19 protein-coding genes, 2 tRNA genes and 2 pseudogenes are annotated in these 19,369 nt (G+C 61.8%); 15 read left to right on the top strand and 8 right to left on the bottom strand.

Annotated elements, in window-relative coordinates; all coding sequences use genetic code 11:
- Positions 1-362 precede the first annotated feature (362 nt).
- Positions 363-1,612: pseudogene (locus ACETII_RS10895) on the bottom strand (IS3 family transposase).
- Between the two features lie 108 nt (positions 1,613-1,720).
- Here ACETII_RS10895 and ACETII_RS10890 point away from each other — a divergent pair.
- Both ACETII_RS10890 and ACETII_RS10885 read left to right on the top strand, forming a co-directional pair.
- Positions 1,721-2,359: a class I SAM-dependent methyltransferase gene (locus ACETII_RS10890; protein ID WP_472788033.1), complete on the top strand. Its 639-nt coding sequence runs from the start codon at positions 1,721-1,723 to the stop codon at positions 2,357-2,359.
- Positions 2,360-2,542: 183 nt separating this feature from the next.
- Positions 2,543-3,610 carry an ATP-grasp fold amidoligase family protein gene (locus ACETII_RS10885; protein ID WP_472788032.1) on the top strand — a complete coding sequence of 356 codons (1,068 nt, stop codon included), beginning with the start codon at positions 2,543-2,545 and terminating at the stop codon, positions 3,608-3,610.
- A 292-nt stretch (positions 3,611-3,902) separates the two neighbouring features.
- Here the strand turns inward: ACETII_RS10885 and ACETII_RS10880 are convergent, their stop codons facing one another.
- Both ACETII_RS10880 and ACETII_RS10875 read right to left on the bottom strand, forming a co-directional pair.
- Positions 3,903-4,358 carry a Spy/CpxP family protein refolding chaperone gene (locus ACETII_RS10880; RefSeq protein ID WP_472788031.1) on the bottom strand — a complete coding sequence of 152 codons (456 nt, stop codon included), beginning with the start codon at positions 4,356-4,358 and terminating at the stop codon, positions 3,903-3,905.
- Between the two features lie 692 nt (positions 4,359-5,050).
- Complete coding sequence (locus ACETII_RS10875) at positions 5,051-5,527, bottom strand: hypothetical protein (protein ID WP_472788030.1); 477 nt, start codon at positions 5,525-5,527, stop codon at positions 5,051-5,053.
- A 235-nt stretch (positions 5,528-5,762) separates the two neighbouring features.
- Between ACETII_RS10875 and ACETII_RS10870 the strand changes: the two are divergent.
- Both ACETII_RS10870 and csgH read left to right on the top strand, forming a co-directional pair.
- Positions 5,763-5,942: pseudogene (locus ACETII_RS10870) on the top strand (con-10 family general stress protein); the annotation flags it as partial.
- A gap of 302 nt (positions 5,943-6,244) precedes the next feature.
- A complete protein-coding gene (gene csgH, locus ACETII_RS10865) occupies positions 6,245-6,562 on the top strand; it encodes a curli-like amyloid fiber formation chaperone CsgH (protein WP_472788029.1) in 318 nt (105 codons plus the stop codon).
- A 797-nt stretch (positions 6,563-7,359) separates the two neighbouring features.
- Here csgH and ACETII_RS10860 read toward each other — a convergent pair.
- A tRNA-His gene (locus ACETII_RS10860) sits at positions 7,360-7,436 on the bottom strand.
- A gap of 85 nt (positions 7,437-7,521) precedes the next feature.
- Positions 7,522-8,049, bottom strand: a complete 528-nt coding sequence (locus tag ACETII_RS10855; RefSeq protein ID WP_363345793.1) for a DUF721 domain-containing protein — start codon at positions 8,047-8,049, stop codon at positions 7,522-7,524.
- A gap of 51 nt (positions 8,050-8,100) precedes the next feature.
- On the opposite strand from ACETII_RS10855, the gene mutY reads away from it, so the two are divergent.
- A complete protein-coding gene (mutY, locus tag ACETII_RS10850; protein WP_472788028.1) occupies positions 8,101-9,162 on the top strand; it encodes an A/G-specific adenine glycosylase in 1,062 nt (353 codons plus the stop codon).
- Between the two features lie 24 nt (positions 9,163-9,186).
- A complete protein-coding gene (locus ACETII_RS10845; RefSeq protein ID WP_363345789.1) occupies positions 9,187-9,447 on the top strand; it encodes an Imm74 family immunity protein in 261 nt (86 codons plus the stop codon).
- Positions 9,448-9,457: 10 nt separating this feature from the next.
- Here ACETII_RS10845 and glpK read toward each other — a convergent pair whose 3' ends face one another.
- On the bottom strand, positions 9,458-10,942 hold the full coding sequence (gene glpK / locus ACETII_RS10840) for a glycerol kinase GlpK (RefSeq protein WP_472788027.1): 1,485 nt from the start codon (positions 10,940-10,942) through the stop codon (positions 9,458-9,460).
- 118 nt (positions 10,943-11,060) lie between these two features.
- Here glpK and ACETII_RS10835 point away from each other — a divergent pair, with 118 nt between their 5' ends.
- From ACETII_RS10835 to bfr, 3 genes are all read left to right on the top strand, one after another.
- Complete coding sequence (locus ACETII_RS10835) at positions 11,061-11,357, top strand: GCG_CRPN prefix-to-repeats domain-containing protein (RefSeq protein WP_472788026.1); 297 nt, start codon at positions 11,061-11,063, stop codon at positions 11,355-11,357.
- Positions 11,358-11,621: 264 nt separating this feature from the next.
- Positions 11,622-11,858 carry a (2Fe-2S)-binding protein gene (locus ACETII_RS10830; RefSeq protein WP_472788025.1) on the top strand — a complete coding sequence of 79 codons (237 nt, stop codon included), beginning with the start codon at positions 11,622-11,624 and terminating at the stop codon, positions 11,856-11,858.
- 25 nt (positions 11,859-11,883) lie between these two features.
- On the top strand, positions 11,884-12,360 hold the full coding sequence (bfr, locus tag ACETII_RS10825; RefSeq protein WP_363345781.1) for a bacterioferritin: 477 nt from the start codon (positions 11,884-11,886) through the stop codon (positions 12,358-12,360).
- Positions 12,361-12,493: 133 nt separating this feature from the next.
- Here bfr and ACETII_RS10820 read toward each other — a convergent pair whose 3' ends face one another.
- Positions 12,494-13,111 carry a helix-turn-helix domain-containing protein gene (locus ACETII_RS10820; RefSeq protein WP_472788024.1) on the bottom strand — a complete coding sequence of 206 codons (618 nt, stop codon included), beginning with the start codon at positions 13,109-13,111 and terminating at the stop codon, positions 12,494-12,496.
- A gap of 197 nt (positions 13,112-13,308) precedes the next feature.
- Between ACETII_RS10820 and ACETII_RS10815 the strand changes: the two genes are divergently transcribed.
- The 3 genes from ACETII_RS10815 to ACETII_RS10805 all read left to right on the top strand — a co-directional run bounded on the left by ACETII_RS10815 (position 13,309) and on the right by ACETII_RS10805 (position 16,152).
- Positions 13,309-14,157 (top strand): UDP-2,3-diacylglucosamine diphosphatase, encoded by an 849-nt coding sequence (locus tag ACETII_RS10815; RefSeq protein WP_472788023.1) that lies wholly within the window; start codon positions 13,309-13,311, stop codon positions 14,155-14,157.
- A complete protein-coding gene (locus ACETII_RS10810) occupies positions 14,158-15,246 on the top strand; it encodes a glycosyltransferase family 4 protein (protein ID WP_472788022.1) in 1,089 nt (362 codons plus the stop codon).
- A 123-nt stretch (positions 15,247-15,369) separates the two neighbouring features.
- Positions 15,370-16,152 (top strand): HesA/MoeB/ThiF family protein, encoded by a 783-nt coding sequence (locus ACETII_RS10805; protein WP_472788021.1) that lies wholly within the window; start codon positions 15,370-15,372, stop codon positions 16,150-16,152.
- Here the strand turns inward: ACETII_RS10805 and ACETII_RS10800 are convergent.
- Positions 16,136-16,489 (bottom strand): RidA family protein, encoded by a 354-nt coding sequence (locus tag ACETII_RS10800; RefSeq protein WP_363345771.1) that lies wholly within the window; start codon positions 16,487-16,489, stop codon positions 16,136-16,138. The genes ACETII_RS10805 and ACETII_RS10800 overlap by 17 nt on opposite strands.
- Before the next feature lie 130 nt (positions 16,490-16,619).
- On the opposite strand from ACETII_RS10800, the gene ACETII_RS10795 reads away from it, so the two are divergent.
- The 3 genes from ACETII_RS10795 (at position 16,620) to ACETII_RS10785 (ending at position 19,172) form a co-directional block, all read left to right on the top strand.
- Positions 16,620-16,695: transfer RNA gene (locus tag ACETII_RS10795), tRNA-Phe, on the top strand.
- A 405-nt stretch (positions 16,696-17,100) separates the two neighbouring features.
- Positions 17,101-18,663 (top strand): arylsulfatase, encoded by a 1,563-nt coding sequence (locus ACETII_RS10790; protein ID WP_472788020.1) that lies wholly within the window; start codon positions 17,101-17,103, stop codon positions 18,661-18,663.
- 110 nt (positions 18,664-18,773) lie between these two features.
- Positions 18,774-19,172, top strand: coding sequence for a hypothetical protein (locus ACETII_RS10785; protein WP_472788019.1), 399 nt, complete (start codon positions 18,774-18,776; stop codon positions 19,170-19,172).
- The last annotated feature ends 197 nt before the right edge of the window (positions 19,173-19,369 follow it).

The following is a 19,369-nucleotide window of genomic DNA, read 5'->3' as shown; positions in this document are numbered from 1 at the left end:
ACTTACCCCAGTCGTCCGCCTTTCTCAATCCGAAGGAACTGGCCCAATGACGCTTAGGGGGCAGCTCGACCCCCGCCCAGGGGAAGGCATGTTTGAACCGTCCAGAGCATGGCCGCACCCCAAAGCCTCAAAAATACCTATATTCTAAATTCTTGGGACCTTCCATCTGCCAAAAGCCGTGTTCGGGGGCTTTTGGCTAAAACCTGAAACCCAAGAATTGAAGGCAAAATCCATATGGGCGCGAACGAAACGAATTTCACACCCTATGGCTCTCGATTTGCTACGCACATCGGTGACTACATAAGCCTTGCCACTCAATTTCTGTACTGCGGCCCGGTTTTGAGACAACCGACTGCGCTTATTCAGGCGGCCAAGGGTAGCTCTGCGATGTTTGCCTTGGCAACCGAAAGCTGTTCGGCTCTCACCTGATCGGGCGTTTTGTAGCCGTGCCTGGCGACGAGCCAAGTTTTGTTGTAACGCGCGGCGAATTCGATGAGCGCCACCCTGAGGTCCTCGATCGTGCGGAAGGCCCTGACCCACAACAGGTTCTCCTTCAGCGTCCGGATGAAGCGCTCGGCGACGCCATTGCCCTCGGGCTCTCGCACGAAAGAGGGCGAGGCTTCAATTCCCAGGCATTTGACCTCGGACTGAAAATCTTCCGACATGTAATTGGACCCGTGATCGTGACGCAGTCTCAATCCGCAGGCGATTTCTGGAGCGATCGCGCCGAAGCAGCGTTTCACGCCCTGTCGAACAGGCTCCAGCGCCTCGAACCGATTGGCTGATTTTGCGGCGTGAACGCCGACGACCTCCGAGTTGGCGTGTTCGACGGCGACGAACACATAAGCCTTGCCTTCATCGGTCGTAACCGTTTGTGTCATGTCGGTTCCCCACATTTCGTTGACACGATCGGTGACGATCGTGCCGTCATGCGTCTTGGCCGACGCCGACACCACTCGATGCGGCGCAAGCAATCCATGTTCGCGCATCACGCGCCGCACCCGTCGGGGACTGGCGCGCACGCTGGAGACTCGTAGCCGCGCCCATATCTTCCGGTAGCCTTCGCCATGGAATTCAGAGGCCTCGATTTCGCGACGGATGTGATCCGCCAGTTCGGCATCCGAACATGCCCCAATGGGGCCGGGTCGACGTCGGGGAGTGTCTTCAGGCGTCTCCACGCGAGATCGATACACGGTTGCCCGCGACAGGCCCCACACCCGCGTCACGCGCGACAATCCATAGATGCGACCGAAAGACAGAGAACGAGCCCGGCTCATTTCCTCGGCCTCCGGCGGGCCAAAGGGCGTTTGTTTTCCAGGACGTCAATCTTGGCGTAGAGAAGCTCGTTATCCATGGTGATCTCGCCCACCTTGGCCTTCAGCCGGGCGATCTCATCGTCGCGGTCATCCCGCTCGCGCTCTTTCAGAGCCGAGGCGGCCCCCGCCAGAGCCCGATCCCGCCATTCGGTCAGCTTCTGGATGGTGACATTGGTCTCGCGAGCCACCAGTTCCAACGGCTCTCCGCGTAGGAGGCGGGCCACGACCGCCATCTTGCGCTGAACGGAAAAACGCCGGCCCCTGGCGCTAACCTTCTCTTCCTTGGTCACTTTCAAATCTCCGGTTGCGGTTCAAATTACCGCAGCCGGCTGTCTCACCTAACCGTGCCGCACCCCATTGCCACTCAATTTCCTACGATCCGTGCGCGTGAATTCGAAGCTCTCGTGAACTTCGCCGACCTGCGACGTCCAAAATCTGTTCTGGAGGCGCCAGCGGAGGGCCGCATCATCGAACGGTTCCTGCCAAAAACCAACGTAGTTAGGGCCGACATGATGGAGGTGAAATCCGCGGATGCTGGACATATCGATCTGACAAACTGGACTCTTGCAAATTTTGAAAACGATCGGTTCGACGCGGTGCTCTCCATCGTGCCGATACATCATGCCGGCGAAGAAGAAAAGAGAGCCTACGTCGATGGCGCGTTTCGCGTTTTGCGGGCAAACGGGGTACTTGCTTTTGGAGAAGTGCAGCGCAACTCCAAAGTCCATATCTTTCTTGACGAGTTTGTGAATACGTATAGCAAGACTGGCCATGTCGGAGCATACGTCGAAAGGGACTTTCTGACGACACTGGATGATGTCGGCTTCGAGCAAACGTCAAGCGAACTTCTTAATTGTGACTGGATATTCGATTCGTATGATGCCGTTTTCTTCTACGTAACCAGACTATTTGACCTTGAAGGACTGACGCATGATGTTTTAATTGAAATTCTGGCTACACAGTTCGGCTTGAAAAGAGATAGAGACAAGATAGTCATGCCATGGGAGTTGCTTTTCTTTCGTGGGGTCAAGCCCTCTAGCTGAAATGCAAGAAACAACTTCGGGGGCGCGCCGCGCCGCTTGCCCGGAATGTAGCCAAGCAAATCGAGCGACAGCCAAACTCACCCTATGCGCTCCAAGGGGTACCTCAGTGAGGCCTAAACTTCTATGAGAAATATGAATGAAGAAAAGCTTTGACCGTTTCGATCTCCAAAAATACAGGTTCACATGAACGCGGGCATCAAAGTCTTTTTGAAAGCATTTCTACCCGCGCCCCTGCTGAAGACGGGACAGGTCGGGCAGGATTTCATCCGAAAGCGTTACGCCAGGATCACTTCACAGCGTTTGGTTAGGCGCTTGGAAAGGCAGCCTGGATCAATTTTCAAGAAACCGCCCCGGGCTGGCTATTCGCGCGGAATCAATTTTTATGCGAGGCGCGATCTCATAGATGCAATCGCAAAAGCCATCTACGACTACAAATTGTACCATGGCGTCTATCCAAAGCTCATGACCCCACAGCGCCTGAATGAAAAAATCACTTGGGCGAAGTTTTTCTCCGAGTTACGCGTGCCGGAAAGCGGGGATAAGCTCTCAACGGAAAAGTTCATACCTCCAGAACTTGAGGGCGCGATTTCGTGCCCGACAGTGGTTTGGCGTTCGGCTTTCTTTCAATTGCCCAACAATGGTGAAGTTGCAGCCGGCGATTATTATTTGAAGGCTAATCACGGCAGCGGCTTTGTCAAACGACTATCCTACCCTTTGTCGGACCAAGATCGGTCGGCGGCAGAGGAATGTACTAAGAAATGGCTAGAGAGCGCCTACGGGCTTCAACACGGGGAATGGTGGTATAGCTGCTTCAAAAAAGAAATCTTCCTCGAAGAATCGGTTTGCGACGAGGAGAATTCAGTTGCCGTCATGTTTCATGTTTTCCATGGGACCGTGCACATGATTACGGCGTGTAAGAAAAGCCGCTCGGGAACCGTGGAAAAATCACTCTGGCTTGATTCCGACTTCGTTCCCCTTCCTCAGTGCAGCGAGGCGCCCAGGTTGGATATTTCATTTGCCTTCGAAACCAAACGGACCCTAAAGCACCTCGCGTCATGCATCGGCAGTCAATTTCGATATGTGAGAGTTGACTTTCTTCTGGATCATGCAGAGCGGCCATTTCTAGGTGAACTAACCTTCGCGCCAAACAATGGACTCATGTGTTGGCCGGAGCAATTGGACTTCTGGCTCGGGGGAAAGTGGATTTTAGATGACGCTGTCGGCTCAAACGCACCTTGGCTCGAAACGTGAAATAAGCTTGTAAAGCAAACTTCGATCGAGAGAGGAAGACTTGCGTTGTCAGTGCGCTATCACTCGATGCGGCCACGCCCGGGCAGCATCGAAACGAGACGCTTTCAATATCCATCGCAGGGGCGTAACGCATATAGCGACTGCTTCGCCAGCCATATCGGCGACTTTGCCGCATCCAATAGAGTTCCGCTCTCCAACAAGTCGACGGCGCGCCGAATCATCGCATCGTAAATGGGAACTTCCTTGGGAGGACACGGTGAGGATGGAGTTCGCCCCACTCTATTAATCAGCATCACATTCCTGAAACGCCTTTCATGATTTCGTCAGCCTTTTTCTTCTGCTCTGGACTCAAAATGGCGTAGAGTGGCGCGATCGCCGCCTGCATAGCCCGTACGGAGTCCAGCCGCGCCGTCAAACGATCAGCCATGATCCCCATTGAAGCGGGAAGAGGGGCAGTCGCCATTGAACGGGCCTGTTCTTGCGCCGCTGCGCAAAGCTGAGCTTGCTTTTCTTTATCCGCGCGGAAAGCGCCAGCGAAGACATTCCACTGGGGGACCTGCGCCTCTGATATTTTAAGCTCCGCTTGTATAAAGCCGAGTTGACCGTCGACGTGTTCGTTCATGCGGCACGTCGCGCCTTGGTCGGCAGAATCTTGATTACTTGATCTCGCCCCGCGTGCTTGTGCACTGATCGTGCAAAAAGCCATGCTGATGGCTAAAGCCACTGAGGCAACTGTGAACTTGTTCATCCTGCTGTTGTTCCTCTTGTGAGATCGGCGGCCGAGAGGGGCCGCATACGGCGTTCTTTCAGCGACCATGCTGAAACCTTACCAAAGCGGCACTCCGTAAACTGCGTAGGATGCCGGGGAGTCGAAAGCAGGCTCGGGATAGTCAGCCAGGGGATACCCAAAACCATAGAGAGGATACTCATAGGCGGGAACGGGATATGCATAGGGTGCATAGGCCACGTCCCACGCATAGGCGCTGGCCAGGGTCAGACCGGCCCAAAGAGGCCATAAATCCCAGCCCCAAATGCCAGGCCAGACACCCCAGGCGTCATATGCGATTGGCCAGCCGCCCCAGGGCCCGCTCCAAAAGCCAGGCCAAGCCACCCACCCATCGTAGGCAACCCAACTATACGGCCAACCACCCCAGCCCCAAGCGCCAGGCCAAACAGCCCAACCAGCGTAACCGCCCCAACCATCGAAACTATTCCAGCCGCGCCAGCCGTAGCCGCCCCAACCATCACGGCCACCCCAGCCTACCGACCAACCGCCCCAGCCACCATGGTCCCAACCGCTGCGAAAACCATTCCAGCCGCCGTAACCGGCCAGGCGCGCCAAACCGCCGTGGCCTGCCCAGCCACCGAACCCGCCGCTCCCCAGGAAGCCAGCGCGACTCGGGCCCAAACCGCCATGAAGGCCGGCAAGACCCCTAGCGCTTAGGCCGCCGGAGTAACCGCCTGCGCGCCTTCCTCCTCCCCAGCCGCCACCTCCAAAGTCACCAAAGCCGCGGCCATGGGGGCCGCCGAAGCCCCCTCTTCCGCCAGAGAAGCCAGGAAACCCGCCGCCGCCGCCATGAGGGCCACCAAAGCCTCCGCCGCCATGGGGGCCACCGAACCCGCCGCCCCTCCCTCCGAAACCACCAAGCAAGCCGCCAAGGCCGCCGCCATGGGGGCCACCGAAGCCTCCTCTTCCGCCAGAGAAGCCAGGAAACCCGCCGCCTCCACCATGAGGGCCACCAAAGCCCCCGCCGCCATGGGGGCCCCCCCTCCCTCCGAAACCGCCAAGCAAGCCGCCAAGGCCGCCGCCATGGGGGCCACCGAAGCCTCCTCTTCCGCCAGAGAAGCCAGGAAACCCGCCGCCTCCACCATGAGGACCACCAAAGCCTCCGCCGCCGCCGCCACCACCGTGGCCACCTGCAACTCCCGGCTTAGACTGACCGACGCCCATCGCTACGACGATCGCTGCAGTGCAAAGGAATTTGATTAAGCGCTTCACAAAGGGCCTCGTTCTCGAATGGGAACGCGGCGTGCAATCGCATCTGGATGAGGCGTAATTTCGACGGCTTTCGCAGGGTCCCCTGTGAACGCGAAAGTTGCGCGCTCGACCACCAAAAATCTGCCAAAAAGTCCAATCCGTCCTCCGACGATTCTGGCGAATGGAGAAGCGGGGCGTCCGCTTTTGTTGGCGGCGTCAGAGCGTCCAGACGAGAAGCGAAGTTTTTCCCAGAACCCTGAACTTGCTGCGCGCGCAAGGCAAAAGAATGGGCAGAGCGTAGACCCCTGCAAGCGCTGCTTCTCGGTGAACCACACGCTCGCGTCGGAAGCCGGCCTCACAGCCATCGTGAGCCCAGATAAGAATTCGGCCCGAGCGCTAGCCAGTGCACTCAGGCCGTTTTCGTCGACAAAGAGGCAACCTTGTCAATTGGCGGTTATCGTCGCTCTTCGTTAGTCGGCTGGCAAGCTGAGCGGAGATGGGGCGAAACGTCGTCGAATGAAGTGGCCCGAAAGCGAGCTTGCAGGTGACGCTCGCCTCAGGGCATAGTCTCAAGCCGCGACCCTGTGCTGGCATATGCTCCGACCAGAAACGTCATTGCCGACTCGCTTCTTATCTCGATGATATGGAGATGGTTGATGGCCTTAGCCGACGCGCCCGCAATTCAATGCAATATAGATGTGGAGCATCAAAAAGGCAGCGTGTCCCTTCGCGGCCGCATTGTTAGCGCCAGGGCAACGAGCGGGGATTATCGACTGGAAATCCAGTCCCGGAGTCGCTCTAGCAGTTCGAACATCAGCCAAGCCGGACAATTCAAGGCGGAGCCCCAAGCGCCGGTCTTCGTCGGACTTGCAAACTTGAGTATGGAGGCGGGAACCCGATTGGTGGCGCGGCTGACGGTACAGGCTGCTGATGCGCGGCGGTGCAGTTCTGAAAGAGAGATTTCTGACGAGTGAGAGCACTATGGGCGCTCGGCCCAAACTTATGGTCTCAATGTTGCGCGCGTCACAAATGACGAGTGTGTCACCCGGGCCGCCGACGTGGGCGTGACCAAGTTTGAAGCTGTTCCACAGGGCGAAACGCAAGAGATTGACGAGATGGTCGATCTCACGCACAAGCTGCTCGCACAGCGCTACGGCGACGCGACTGGCGAGACTATGGCGCGGCGCGCGGTGCATCCCAAAGCGCATGGCTGCGTCAAGGCGGACTTCACGGTCAACGCCGACTCCCCGAGAAATATCGCGTCGGTCTCTTTGCGACGCCGGGCAAGCGTTACAAGGCCTGGGTGCGTTACTCTAACGCGACGGCGATCATTCGGCCGGACGAAACAAAAACGCTAATGATGAATGGAAGCCGAAAGGCGACGGATTGGCAGCCTATCAGAATGTCGCGACCATCACCATTCGTCAGCAGGATTTCGATTCGCCGCTGCAAAGCACCGAGTGCGAACATCTCGTCTTCACGCCCTGGCACGGTCTCTGCCTACTCCCACTGGGACGCGAGGCAGGGCGCCGTTGGTGCTGTGATCGGCCTCCTGGGAGCTTGCGTCTACCCTGGCCTCTGCCTGCATATCGGTGGGGACCTGCGCAAAGCTGGCCCAGCCCGTCCTCGTTTTTCGAACTTGTAACCGCGCGGCAACCACGCGGCCCCGCTCGCGCTTAACGCTCTCGCGCCAATAGCCGCGCTTGCGTCTCCCGGTTGCACGCGAGTGCATCCGAGTGCGCGTCGGTCTATCGGAAATTGTAGGAGAGAATGGTACCGCCACCCCGGCTCGAACGGGGGACCCCCAGATCCACAATCTGGTGCTCTAACCAACTGAGCTATGGCGGCCCGACGCGGCGCGAAACTATTCGCAAGCGGTCTGGATTGCAAGCGTTCTGACGCAGGGTTCCGCGCCGCTGGCTTTCCCGCCTTTCTATGGCCGGTCGTCCTTTCGTTTACCGGCCAAGGCTCGTTCGCCGAGCTTCACCAGCGCCGCCCGCAGCGCCGGTTCGGTCACGCCCTCGGTCGCGGCTTCGGCGGCGGCGCGCCGGGCGGGGTCGGGCGGGGCGGGGCGCGCCGGCGGTGCGGACGCCCGAATGTCCAGCGCCTGTTGACGCAGCGCCACACGGTCGACGCACCGCCAGCCCAGATGGGCGTTCACGCGATCCAGAATCGCCGGCGCCATATGCTGAATTTCGAGGCCGAAGCCGGGCTCGACCCGCAGGACGAGGGTCGCAGGCTCCTGCGGCCGCCCCGGCGCCGCCTTGCGGCCGCGAGCAGGCCATTGCAGCCGCTCGGGCGAACATAAATTGGCGACGCGAGCGCCGACGATCTCTCGCCACCGGATCAGCAGGGACGCTTCCCCAAAGCCTTGCCGCGCCGCGAGGGGGTCGATCTGCCGTTGCACATATTCGGCGAGCGAACGGGTGATTGGTTTTTTCCCGCGCGGCGGGGCGCCCATGCGGTTCCCTTCCCTTGCCTTGGCGCCGGCGCGCCGCCTATTGCTGCGGCGATGATAGAGCCTTTCCAAACCCCGAGAAAGCGCGCCGCCGCGCTCCTCGCCTGGTACGACGCCCACCGGCGCGATCTGCCGTGGCGGGCGGGGCCCGGTGAGCGCGCGGACCCTTACGCGGTCTGGCTCTCCGAAATCATGCTGCAACAGACCACTGTCGCGACGGTCCGGGGCTATTACGAAGCCTTTCTGGCGCGATGGCCCACGGTCGAGGCGCTGGCGGCGGCGCCGCTGGAGGAGGTGCTCGCGGCCTGGGCGGGTCTCGGCTATTACGCCCGCGCCCGCAATCTTCACGCCTGCGCGGGCCGTGTCGCCCGCGAGCTGGGCGGCCGCTTTCCTCAAAGCGAAGCCGCGCTCCGAGGCTTGCCCGGCGTCGGGCCTTATACGGCGGGAGCGATCGCGGCGATCGCCTTTGACGCGCCCTCAGCGGCGATCGACGGCAATGTCGAGCGGGTGATGGCGCGGCTCCACGCCATCGCCGCCCCTTTGCGGCAGGCGAAGCCGCTCGTGCGCGAAAAAGTCGAGGAGATGCTTCCCGCCGCACGGGCGGGAGATTTCGCGCAGGCGCTGATGGACCTCGGCGCCACGGTCTGCACGCCGCGCGCGCCGAATTGCGGCGCCTGCCCGCTCGCCGCCGACTGCGTCGCCTATCGGCGCGGCGGGGCGGAGGCATATCCGATCAAGGGTAAGAAAGCCGAAAAGCCGAAGCGGCGCGGCGCCATTTTTGTCCTGCAGCGCGGCGATTTCGCGCTTCTCGCCCGCCGCCCGCCCAAGGGGCTTCTCGGCGGCATGAGCGCATTCCCGGCGACCCCCTTCGACCGCGACGTGCCTCCCGACGACTGGCTCGGCTTCGCGCCCTGCCCCGCGGCCTGGCGGGCGCTGCCCGAATCCGTCGCTCATGTGTTTACCCATTTTGCGCTGAGCGCCACGGTCTTCGTGGCGAGGACGACATCGCCGCGGCCGCTCGGCTCCGCCGGCCGCTGGGCGGCGCTAAGCGATCTCGATAAGGAAGGCCTGCCGACGCTGATGCGCAAGGCGGCGGCGGCGGCGGGGCTGCTTTAGACTGGGGCTGCGGGAGGAGCGACGATGGCGCGGATGAAGATCAAGGTCGAGATGACAGAGGGCGCGATCAGGGTGCGCCACGACAGCCGCACGCTGACGATCCACGCCGAAGCCCCCGACGCTGAGTCGGGGGACGAGACGGACTTCGTGGTGCGCCTCGATGAGATCGATCACTGGGACGCGCCTGACCAGGACAAAGAAATCGACATCGTCGAACTGCAACAAATATTGGACGCGGTCGAAAAGGAACTGGCCAAGCACGGCCTCACAGTCGATTTCGACTGAAGCGGCCGCTTCACGCTGACCAGCCGAGCGACCTCTCGACGGCCTTCTCCCACGACGCCACCAGCCGGGCGCGCTCCACGTCCCCCATGCCGGGCTCGTAGCGGCGCTCCGCCCGCCAATGGGCGGCGATGTCGTCGACGCCTTTGAAGAAACCAACCGCGAGCCCGGCGGCGTAGGCGGCGCCGAGGGCCGTGGTTTCGAGATGGCGCGGCCGCACCACCGGGGCCCCCAAAATGTCGGCCTGGAACTGCATCAGCAGATCGTTCGCCGCCATGCCGCCGTCGACCTTGAGTTCGGAGAGCGCGACGCCGGAATCGGCGCTCATGGCGGCCATCACCTCGCGCGTCTGATACGCGGCCGCCTCCAGAGCGGCGCGGGCGATATGGCCCTTGTTGGAAAATCTTGTCAGCCCGGCGATGATCCCCCGCGCGTCGCCACGCCAGCGCGGCGCGTAGAGCCCCGAAAAAGCGGGCACGAAATAGACGTCGCCATTATCGGGGACCGACCGCGCCAGCGCCTCGACGTCGGCGCTTTTTTCGATAAGCCCGAGATTGTCGCGCAGCCATTGAATCAGCGCGCCGGCGATGGCGATCGAGCCCTCGAGCGCATAGACGGCGGGCGCGGCGCCGAGCTTGTAGCCGAGCGTCGTGAGCAGGCCGCTTTGCGAAGGGCGCGGCGTCTCGCCCGTGTTCATCAACAGAAAGCAGCCCGTGCCATAGGTGTTCTTGGCGTCGCCCGCTCTGACGCAGGCCTGCCCGAGCAAAGCGGCGTGCTGATCGCCGAGCGCGCCGGCGAGCGGGACGCCCGCGAGCGGATCGCGACAGACGCCGTAAAGCTCGCTCGAAGAGCGGATTTCGGGCAGGCAGGCGCGCGGGATGTCGAAGAGCGTCAGCAATTCGTCGTCCCAGTCGAGCGTCGAGAGATTCATGAGCTGCGTGCGCGACGCGTTTGTGGCGTCGGTGACATGACGGCCGCCCGTCATGTTCCAAATGAGCCAGCTGTCCATAGTTCCGAACAGCGCCTCGCCGCGCTCGGCCTTCCCGCGCGCGCCGGGAAGAGAGTCGAGAAGCCAGGCGAGCTTCAGGCCCGAGAAATAGGCCGCGGGCGGCAGACCGGTTTTCGCGCGAAGGAGACCGCCGGCGCCCTTTGCGGCGAGACGCTCGGCCGCCGCCTGTGTGCGCATGTCCATCCAGACGAGCGCATTGTGCAGCGGCCTTCCGGTCGCGCGGTCCCACAAGAGGCTCGTTTCACGCTGATTCGTGACGCCGACGGCGGCGAGGTCGCCCGGCGTCAGACGCGCGCTGGCGAGCGCGCCGGCGATGGCCGCTCGCGCATTTTGGAGAATCTCGGCCGCGTCATGCTCGACCCAGCCGGGGCGCGGGTAGATTTGCGCATGCTCGCGCTGATCGACCGCGCGGATCTCGCCCGCCTCATCGACGACAATGAAGCGCGTGCTTGTCGTTCCCTGGTCGATCGCGCCGATAAAACGCGCCATGGCGAGCCCTTCCTTGACAGTCGATGAACGGCGGCTTCAGCGCCCGTTCAAGGCGGACCGGCCATTCTTTTGGGGTGAACTCGGACAGAGCCCCTTCGGCTCTCGTGGAGAATGCGTCATGAAAATCGTCATGGTCAAAAGCATCGCGGCGCTGGTCGCGGCCGGCGGGATGTCGCTCGCCGTCTTTCCCGCCTCTGCGACGCCCGGCCTCGACCGCGGCCTCGCCGCCGGCCTGCAGGTGGAAAAGGCGGGGTGCGGGCCCTGGGGCTGCGCGCCCGGATGGCGCGGCCCCGGCTACGGCTATGGGTATGGCCACCGACCCTATTGGCCCCATCGCTATGGCTGGCGTCCGGGTCCGTGGAGCTGGCGTCATCGCTACGGCTGGGGGGGACCCGGCTGGGGTCCGCGCTGGTGAGTCTTCGAAATGACCTGTCCGCGCCGCGGCTCCCGTTGGGGCCGCGGCAGTTTTTCCACAGCATTTTCACATTTTTCTCGGCGGCTGATTGTCCTCACTGGAAGGCTTCCAAATTCTATTTGGTCGGCATGTCCCTTGCGACGCCACGGGGGACAGCCGCGCTCGTGTCGGAAAACCGACACAGGCTGGTTGCAAAAGACGGGAAATTTTGTAACCTACTGATGTAAAAGGTAGTTTGCAATCTTTCCAAACTAGGCGAAACGGATGATCGTCTGTTCCTGTAACGTCCTCTCCGACCGTGATGTCCGTGAAACGCTCCATTCGCGCAGCGACCGACCCTCGGTCGCGTCGGTTTTCCGCAACATGGGCTGTGAGGCCAAGTGCGGGCGCTGCGTTCGCAGCATCGTCGCGATCGTGGATCAGCATGCGGCGGCTAGACTGGACGAATGCGGCGGAAGCGGCGATTGTGACAGCTGCCGCGCCGACGGACTGGCGGCGTGACCATGATCATGGAAAGGAATTGCACATGCGCGGCGACGCGAAGGTTATCGAATATCTCAATCGCGGACTGCGCGCGGAACTGACCGCCGTCAACCAATACTGGCTGCATTATCGCTTCTTCGACAATTGGGGCTATCTCGAACTCGCCAAGAAGTGGCGCGAGGAATCGATCGAGGAAATGCGCCACGCCGACGACTTCACCAAGCGCATCCTTTTTCTCGAAGGCTTTCCCAATATGCAGGTGCTCGACCCGCTGCGCATCGGCCAGACGGTCGAGGAAATCATCGCCGCGGATCTCGCGACGGAAATCGCGGCGCGCGAAGCCTATATCGAGGCCGCGGTCTATTGCGATTCAGTCAACGACCGCGTCTCGATGGAGCTCTTCGAGCGCATCATCAAGAGCGAAGAGGGTCACATCGACTTCCTCGAGACCCAGCAGGAGCTGATCAAGCAGCTGGGCGTGCAGCTCTACGCGCAAAAGCACGTCGGCGGGCTGTCGTAAGGGACAAGCTAGCCAAGAAGCGAAGGAGGACGATCCTCCAACGGCGCTTCGCAGGGTCGCCTTCTCCCTCAAGGGGAGAAGGCGCAACGGGAATCGCGTTCCACGGCCCGGGAGGGTCGGAGAGGGGCGTCCCCTACTCCATCACCGCCGCCTTCAGCATGCAGATCATCGTCGCCTGAGCCGGCGTCTTGCCCGGATTGCGGATCACGTGGCGCCGGTCGCAGCGGTAGCGCAGCGTCTCTCCCGCCTTGACGGTCTCCCGCACGCCCCCGACCTCGACTTCGAGCTCGCCCTCGCGCACCGACAGGCTCTCGACCGAGCCGCGCTGGTGGGCCTCGGATTCGAGGACGCCGCCCGGATCGGCTGACAGCTCATAAGCCTGAAGCCATTCTACGGTCTTGATCCAGCCGATGATGGCGAGGCGACACTTGCCGTCGTCCGAAAGCAGAATCGGCGTGTCGGCCTTGCTCGTCTTTTCGAGAAAAGGCTCGTCCTCCGTCGTCTGCAGCACGCGCTCGATCGAGACGTCGAGCGCCTGGGCGAGGCGCCAGATGGTCGCCAGCGTGGGATTGGTCTCATTGCGCTCGATCTGGCTGATGATCGACTTGGCGACGCCGGATTGTTGCGAAAGTTCCGACAGCGACAGATTATAGGCCTTGCGCAGCCGCTGGATCGTCGCGCCGAGCTGCCCCGAGAGCGCGAGCGCCCCCGCCTCCAGAATCTTGTGCTTTTCCTTCCCTTCGACGCCCATTCTGTCCGCGCCGGACCTTTGGCCCGGCCGCCCTCCCTGTCTCCCAGATTCGTGCGGAACAATACCCGGTTTTGTTCGAAATATCGAACGCCGGGCCGTTGCGTCAATGCGGCCGCCGTTTCGCTGTCATCGGATTGTGACCTCGCTCTGTTGAAACGACGTCTGAACGTCACAACCGGCGGGAGGCGCAGGCGCTCATGGCCGAAGACAAAAATATGCATTTGCCGGGCGGGCCGGAGCCGGACCCCAGACGCTATCGGACCCTCTTCCTCTCGGACTTGCATCTCGGCGCGAAGGCGGCGCAGGCGCATCTCCTCCTCGACTTTCTTCGGCATAATGACGCGGACACGATCTATCTCGTCGGGGACATCGTCGACGGCTGGAAGCTGCGCAAGGGCTGGCACTGGCCGCAGGCCCACAACGACGTGGTGCAGAAGCTGCTTCGCAAGGCCCGCAAGGGCGCGCGCGTCATCTACGTGCCCGGCAATCATGACGAGTTCGCCCGCGACTACACGGGTCTCACCTTTGGCGGAATCGACGTCGTCGACCACGCCGTGCACGAGACGGCGGCGGGTAAGAAAATGCTCGTGATCCATGGCGACCAGTTCGACATCGTCGTGCGCAATGCGCGCTGGCTCGCCCATCTCGGCGACTGGGCCTATGACGTCGCCATCGCCGCCAACACATGGTTCAACCGCGCCCGCAGGCTCTTCGGCGTCGGCTACTGGTCGCTCTCCGCCTGGGCCAAATACAAGGTCAAGAACGCTGTCAATTTCATCGGCGACTATGAGAAGACGCTCGCAGCCGAAGCTGAGCGCCGCGGCGTCGACGGCGTCGTCTGCGGCCATATTCATCACGCGACGATCAAGACGATCGACGGAATCTTATACGTGAACACCGGCGACTTCGTCGAAAGCTGCACGGCGGTCGCCGAGCATGACGACGGCAGTTTCGAAGTGCTCGACTGGCGCATGACGGCGGCCGAGCGCGCAGCCGCCTCCATTGAGGTGAAAGCGCTGCCCGCGCCGAGAGCGGCGGCTGCGTAAATGCGCATACTGGTCGCGACTGACGCCTGGCGTCCGCAGGTCAATGGGGTCGTACGTTCGCTCGAATCGCTCGCCGAGGCGGCGGTCCCGCTTGGCGCCACGCTCGATTTCCTGACGCCGCAGGACTTCTGCTGCGTCCCCATGCCCACCTATCGCGAGATTTCCCTCGCGCTCGCTTCGCCCCGGGCCGTGCGCCGCCGTCTCGCCGCGGGCTACGACCATATCCACATCGCCACCGAAGGTCCGATCGGACTGGCGACGCGCGCGGTCTGCCTGCGCGACGAACGGGTTTTCACGACATCCTTCCACACGCGCTTTCCCGAATATATCCATGCGCGTACGGGGCTGCCGGTGGACTGGTCCTATGCGGCGCTGCGCCGCTTCCATAATGCCGGCGCAGGCGTCATGGTCGCCACGCCGAGCCTCGCGCGGGAGCTCGACGCGCGCGGCTTCCGCCGCCTCCTACGCTGGTCCCGCGGCGTCGACCACGACGTCTTCACCCCCGCGGCCAAAGTCCCGGTCGATTTCCCCCGGCCGATTTTTCTCTACGCCGGCCGCGTCGCAGTCGAGAAGAACATCGAGGCCTTTCTTGCGCTCGATCTGCCGGGAACGAAGCTCGTGGCGGGGGACGGGCCGGCGCGGGCGGCGCTTCAGGCGCGCTTTCCGCAGGCGCGCTTTCTCGGCTTCAAAACGCCGGCGGAACTCGCCGGCCTTTACGCGGCCTCGGACGTTTTTGTCTTTCCCAGCCGCACGGACACCTTCGGCGTCGTCCTCATCGAGGCTCTGGCCTGCGGCCTTCCCGTCGCAGCCTTCCCCGTCATGGGGCCGCTCGACGTCATCGGATCGAGCGGCGCCGGCGTCTTGAGCGAGGACCTGCGCGCCGCGGCGCTCATGGCGCTCGACATGCCGCGCGCGGCGGCGCGCGCCCACGCCCTGACCTTCACCTGGGAGAATTGCGCGCGGCAATTTCTCGACAATATCGCCTATGCGCGCGGGGCGGCCTCGCTCGGCGGCGTTGGCGTGGCGGCGCTGAGGGAATCGGGGGAAAAGCGCCAGGCGGTGGACAAGGGCCAGGCCGTCCAGCCTTGATGGCCGGGGCTCTCTCAGCGCATCTCTCAACTGGAGGCCGGGCGGCGGAGCGGCTATATGCTCCTTCGCGGCGAGCGGCGTGCGTCAGCTCGCGCTGAAGCGCCGCCTGCGCCTGGAGCCCGTATGAGTCTCACGCCCGAGGAGATCGAACGCTACGCCCGCCATCTCGTGCTGCGCGAAATCGGCGGGCCGGGGCAGCAGAAACTCAAGAACGCGCGCGTGCTGGCGATCGGCGCCGGGGGGCTGGGCGCGCCGCTCCTGCAATATCTCGCCGCCGCCGGAACGGGCGTTCTCGGCATTGTCGACGATGACGCCGTTACGCTCTCCAATCTGCAACGCCAGGTGATTCACGACACGCCGGACGTCGGCCGGGCGAAGGTCGAAAGCGCTCGCGACGCCATCGCGCGACTCAACCCGCATGTTAGAGTCGAGCCCCATGCGCTGCGGCTCACAGAAGGAAACGCGCGTGCGCTGATTGCGGACTATGACGTCGTCGCGGACGGGTCGGATAATTTCGCCACGCGCTATCTCGTCTCCGACGCGTGTTTCTTCGAAAGAAAGCCGCTCGTGACCGCCGCCGTCGGCGGTTTCGACGCCTCACTTACGACCCTGCGGCCGTTCGAAACCGGGCCGGACGGCAAGCCTAATCCCACCTATCGCTGCCTCTTCCCCGAGCCCCCGCCGCCCGGAACCGTCCCGAGCTGCGAGGAGGCGGGCGTTCTGGGCGCGTTGACCGGGATCGTCGGCGCGATGATGGCGCTGGAAGTCATTCGCGAGATCGTGGGCTTCGGCGAGGCTCTCGTCGGCCGCCTGCTGCTGATCGACACGCTGGCGATGCGCTTCGAGACGCTGCGCTACGCCTATGATCCGGAGAATCCGCTGACTGGCGTCACTTCGCCGCGATGACGGCGATTTCGACCTTGTAGTCGGGGGCGACGAGCTTCGCCTCGACGGTTGCGCGGGCGGGCGGGTTCTGCTTGTCCACCCAGACGTCCCAGACGCCGTTCATCTCGGCGAAGGTCGAAATGTCGGAAAGATAGATGGTGGCGGACAGGATTTTCGACTTCTCGGTTCCCGCCTCGACGAGCAAGGCGTCGATGAGGCCCAGAATCTCGCGGGTCTGGTCGGCGACCGAGCCGCCCTTGGTCTGTTCCGCGACCTGCCCGGCCGTGTAAACGGCGTTGCCGCGCACGACCGCCTTGCTCATGCGCGGACCCGCGCCAATTCGCCTGATGTCGCTCATTTCGCCTCCACTCTACCCGGGGCGGTTTAGGGGAAGCGGCGCCGTCCCGCAAGGGCGTCGAAAAAGTGTGCGAACCCGCTGGACAAGTGGCCAAGCCCTTTCTATAAGCCCCTCCACGCGCCGAGCGCGGGCCCAGGTAGCTCAGTTGGTAGAGCATGCGACTGAAAATCGCAGTGTCGGTGGTTCGATTCCGCCCCTGGGCACCAGAAAACAACATAAACTCAATTAATTACGGCAGTGTCGACGGCGCCGAGATCTGCCGAAGTTTTCCGAATTAAAGAAAAACAGCGATGCAAGGCTCGAGATGTAAGGCGCTACATCGCGAAAAACGCGTCGCGTGCTCTTTGCGACGGCTTTGATATCTGGAAGCCGCCGGGTTGCGACACCAAGAGCGGTTGGCTGACGGCGGCCGCCCATGGCGCGGATTCCAAACCTGCATGTGATGTGCGCGTCGGTATTGGACCTACGTTGCTTCTGGCGCCATTATTGTTCGCAATACAACTTGCATCTGGCGGCGGCGCTGTTGACTAGCCGAACGTGGTTCGGCGGGTCGGGCGAAGCAATTTTAAGTGCGGGGTATTGTCATGGCTGGGTTCAGGGTAGCCGTCGTTATGCTGGCCGCCATCACATCGGGCCTCGTCTCTTCTGCGCCGCGTGCGCAACAGCAGAGAGAGAGGAAGCCGCACATCGTCGTGATCTGGGGCGACGATATCGGGCAGTCGAACATCAGCGCCTACACCAACGGCTTAATGGGTTACCGCACGCCCAACATCGACTCCATCGCCAGGCAGGGCATGATCTTCACTGACTATTACGGCGAGCAAAGCTGCACCGCGGGCCGCGCCTCTTTTATCACTGGGCAGAGTGGCCTGCGCACCGGTTTGACAAAAGTCGGCTTGCCTGGCGCGGACCTCGGCTTGCGCAAGGAAGACCCGACCATCGCCGAGCTTCTCAAGACGCAGGGCTATGCAACGGGTCAGTTCGGCAAAAACCATCTGGGCGACAAGGACGAGTTTCTTCCAACAGCCCACGGCTTCGACGAATTCTATGGCAATCTCTACCACTTGAATGCCGAGGAAGAGCCGGAGCTTCCGGATTATCCAAAGGCGAACGACCCGGAGTTTCCGAACTTTCGCAAAGACTTCGGCCCGCGTGGCGTGATCCACAGCTTTGCGAGTCCCGATGGCAAGCAAAAGATCGAGGACACGGGCCCGCTGACCAAGAAGCGGATGGAGACCATTGACGACGACATCGCCGCGCGGGCGGCGGAATTTCTCGAAAAGCAGGTGAAGGCCGAGAAGCCGGTGTTTCTGTGGGTGAACTTCACTCACATGCATTTCCGCACCCATCCCAAGCCGGAGAGCGTCGGCCAATCAGGGCGCTGGATGGGGCCTTATGCAGATACGATGATCGATCACGACAAGAACGTCGGGACCATTCTGCAAAAGATAAAAGAGCTCGGGATAGAAGACGACACCATTGTTTTCTATTCCACCGACAACGGGCCGCACATGAATTCCTGGCCGGATGCGGCAATGACGCCCTTCCGCAACGAGAAAAATTCCAACTGGGAAGGCGCTTATCGTGTGCCGGCCATGGTTCGCTGGCCGGGTAAAATCAAACCGGCTTCGGTTTCCAACGGCATCGTCTCGCATCTCGACTGGATGCCGACCCTTCTCGCAGCGGCAGGCGCGCCCGACGTCAAAGAGAAGCTCCTGAAGGGCTACAAGGTCGGAAAGACGAACTTCAAAGTCCATCTCGACGGCTACAATCTGCTGCCGCTTCTGACCGGACAGGAAGAACGATCCCCTCGCAAGGAGTTCTTTTATTTCTCCGATGACGGCGATTTGACAGGGCTGCGGTTCGACAACTGGAAGTTCGTCTTCGCCGAACAAAGAGCGCCGGGCACGTTGAAAGTCTGGTCCGAACCTTTCACGACTCTTCGCGTGCCGCTGATCTTCAACCTTCGTCTCGATCCCTATGAGCGCGCCGACATCACGTCGAACACCTATTACGACTGGCTCTTGGACCACGCATTCATGTTGGTTCCGGCCCAGACCTATGTCGGCACATATCTGGCGTCGTTCAAGGATTACCCGCCGCGACAGAAGGCGGCTAGCTTCTCGATCGATCAGGTCATGGAGGTTCTAAAGAAACCCGCTGGTGGTAAGTGATCGCCGCAGTGGAGGGGCTGTGAGGTTCCCTCAGCCCAACGCCCGTTGAAACCGTTGGCTGGATTAGGCGGGCCGAGCGCCCTTGTAAAATACATAGAGGCGCTCCTTACATGCTCTTCAAAGTGGCTTCGTTCGTATTCTGGTCCGGTGTTTATAACGGAGCGCTTGCCTTTTCCTTGGTTTTCCCGCCGCTTTATCGTTCCATCGGCCTCAATGTCTGTTCGCCCGTCTGGGGCTGGCTGATTGCGGGATTTTTAGCTTACACGAGCGCCGTCCTGATTTTCGCCTCCCGCGATCTGGTTCGACGAGGACATTTAGTCTACTGGGAATCGCTACTTCGCTATGTTGCGGCCGCCGTTCTTATCCCGGCGGGGCTGTTTGGCGACATCGGGTCGATTGCCGCCTTGCTGGGTTTGGGCGACCTCGTTATCGGTGTGGTGTACGCGCTCGGTTTAACAAGAGAACTTGGTGTGACGCACAAGGCCCTGTTGTTTGACCGCCTCGGTTAAGCTCAGCCGCGGCCGGCTTGAACGTCGAAGAAGTGGCGTGTGGGCTTCCGGTTGACGGCCGTTGCTACACCGGCGTAGCTCTCATCGAAGGGCGTGCCGGTTTTCCGCGATGAACGTATCTTATGGACGCATATAAGGCGGTTCTCGCGCGCTTGTCATGACTCTGAGAGAGAGCGATAGCGACTCCTCGGCTTCTC

The organism is Methylocystis sp. NC52PC (assembly GCF_055698645.1).
Note: the sequence above shows the minus strand (reverse complement) of the source record. Positions and strands in the feature narration are given on the sequence as shown.

What these genes read in the sequence shown, in the direction of transcription:
- ACETII_RS10790 (WP_472788020.1), top strand. Translation starts at nt 17,101, where the DNA reads ATGCTGGCCGCCATCACATCGGGCCTCGTCTCTTCTGCGCCGCGTGCG.
- ACETII_RS10830 (WP_472788025.1), top strand. Translation starts at nt 11,622, where the DNA reads ATGATCGTCTGTTCCTGTAACGTCCTCTCCGACCGTGATGTCCGTGAA.
- bfr (WP_363345781.1), top strand. Translation starts at nt 11,884, where the DNA reads ATGCGCGGCGACGCGAAGGTTATCGAATATCTCAATCGCGGACTGCGC.
- ACETII_RS10845 (WP_363345789.1), top strand. Translation starts at nt 9,187, where the DNA reads ATGGCGCGGATGAAGATCAAGGTCGAGATGACAGAGGGCGCGATCAGG.
- ACETII_RS10855 (WP_363345793.1), bottom strand. Translation starts at nt 8,049, where the DNA reads ATGGGCGCCCCGCCGCGCGGGAAAAAACCAATCACCCGTTCGCTCGCC.
- ACETII_RS10880 (WP_472788031.1), bottom strand. Translation starts at nt 4,358, where the DNA reads ATGAACAAGTTCACAGTTGCCTCAGTGGCTTTAGCCATCAGCATGGCT.
- mutY (WP_472788028.1), top strand. Translation starts at nt 8,101, where the DNA reads ATGATAGAGCCTTTCCAAACCCCGAGAAAGCGCGCCGCCGCGCTCCTC.
- ACETII_RS10805 (WP_472788021.1), top strand. Translation starts at nt 15,370, where the DNA reads ATGAGTCTCACGCCCGAGGAGATCGAACGCTACGCCCGCCATCTCGTG.
- ACETII_RS10800 (WP_363345771.1), bottom strand. Translation starts at nt 16,489, where the DNA reads ATGAGCGACATCAGGCGAATTGGCGCGGGTCCGCGCATGAGCAAGGCG.
- ACETII_RS10785 (WP_472788019.1), top strand. Translation starts at nt 18,774, where the DNA reads ATGCTCTTCAAAGTGGCTTCGTTCGTATTCTGGTCCGGTGTTTATAAC.
- ACETII_RS10885 (WP_472788032.1), top strand. Translation starts at nt 2,543, where the DNA reads ATGAACGCGGGCATCAAAGTCTTTTTGAAAGCATTTCTACCCGCGCCC.
- ACETII_RS10815 (WP_472788023.1), top strand. Translation starts at nt 13,309, where the DNA reads ATGGCCGAAGACAAAAATATGCATTTGCCGGGCGGGCCGGAGCCGGAC.
- ACETII_RS10810 (WP_472788022.1), top strand. Translation starts at nt 14,158, where the DNA reads ATGCGCATACTGGTCGCGACTGACGCCTGGCGTCCGCAGGTCAATGGG.
- csgH (WP_472788029.1), top strand. Translation starts at nt 6,245, where the DNA reads ATGGCCTTAGCCGACGCGCCCGCAATTCAATGCAATATAGATGTGGAG.
- glpK (WP_472788027.1), bottom strand. Translation starts at nt 10,942, where the DNA reads ATGGCGCGTTTTATCGGCGCGATCGACCAGGGAACGACAAGCACGCGC.
- ACETII_RS10820 (WP_472788024.1), bottom strand. Translation starts at nt 13,111, where the DNA reads ATGGGCGTCGAAGGGAAGGAAAAGCACAAGATTCTGGAGGCGGGGGCG.
- ACETII_RS10835 (WP_472788026.1), top strand. Translation starts at nt 11,061, where the DNA reads ATGAAAATCGTCATGGTCAAAAGCATCGCGGCGCTGGTCGCGGCCGGC.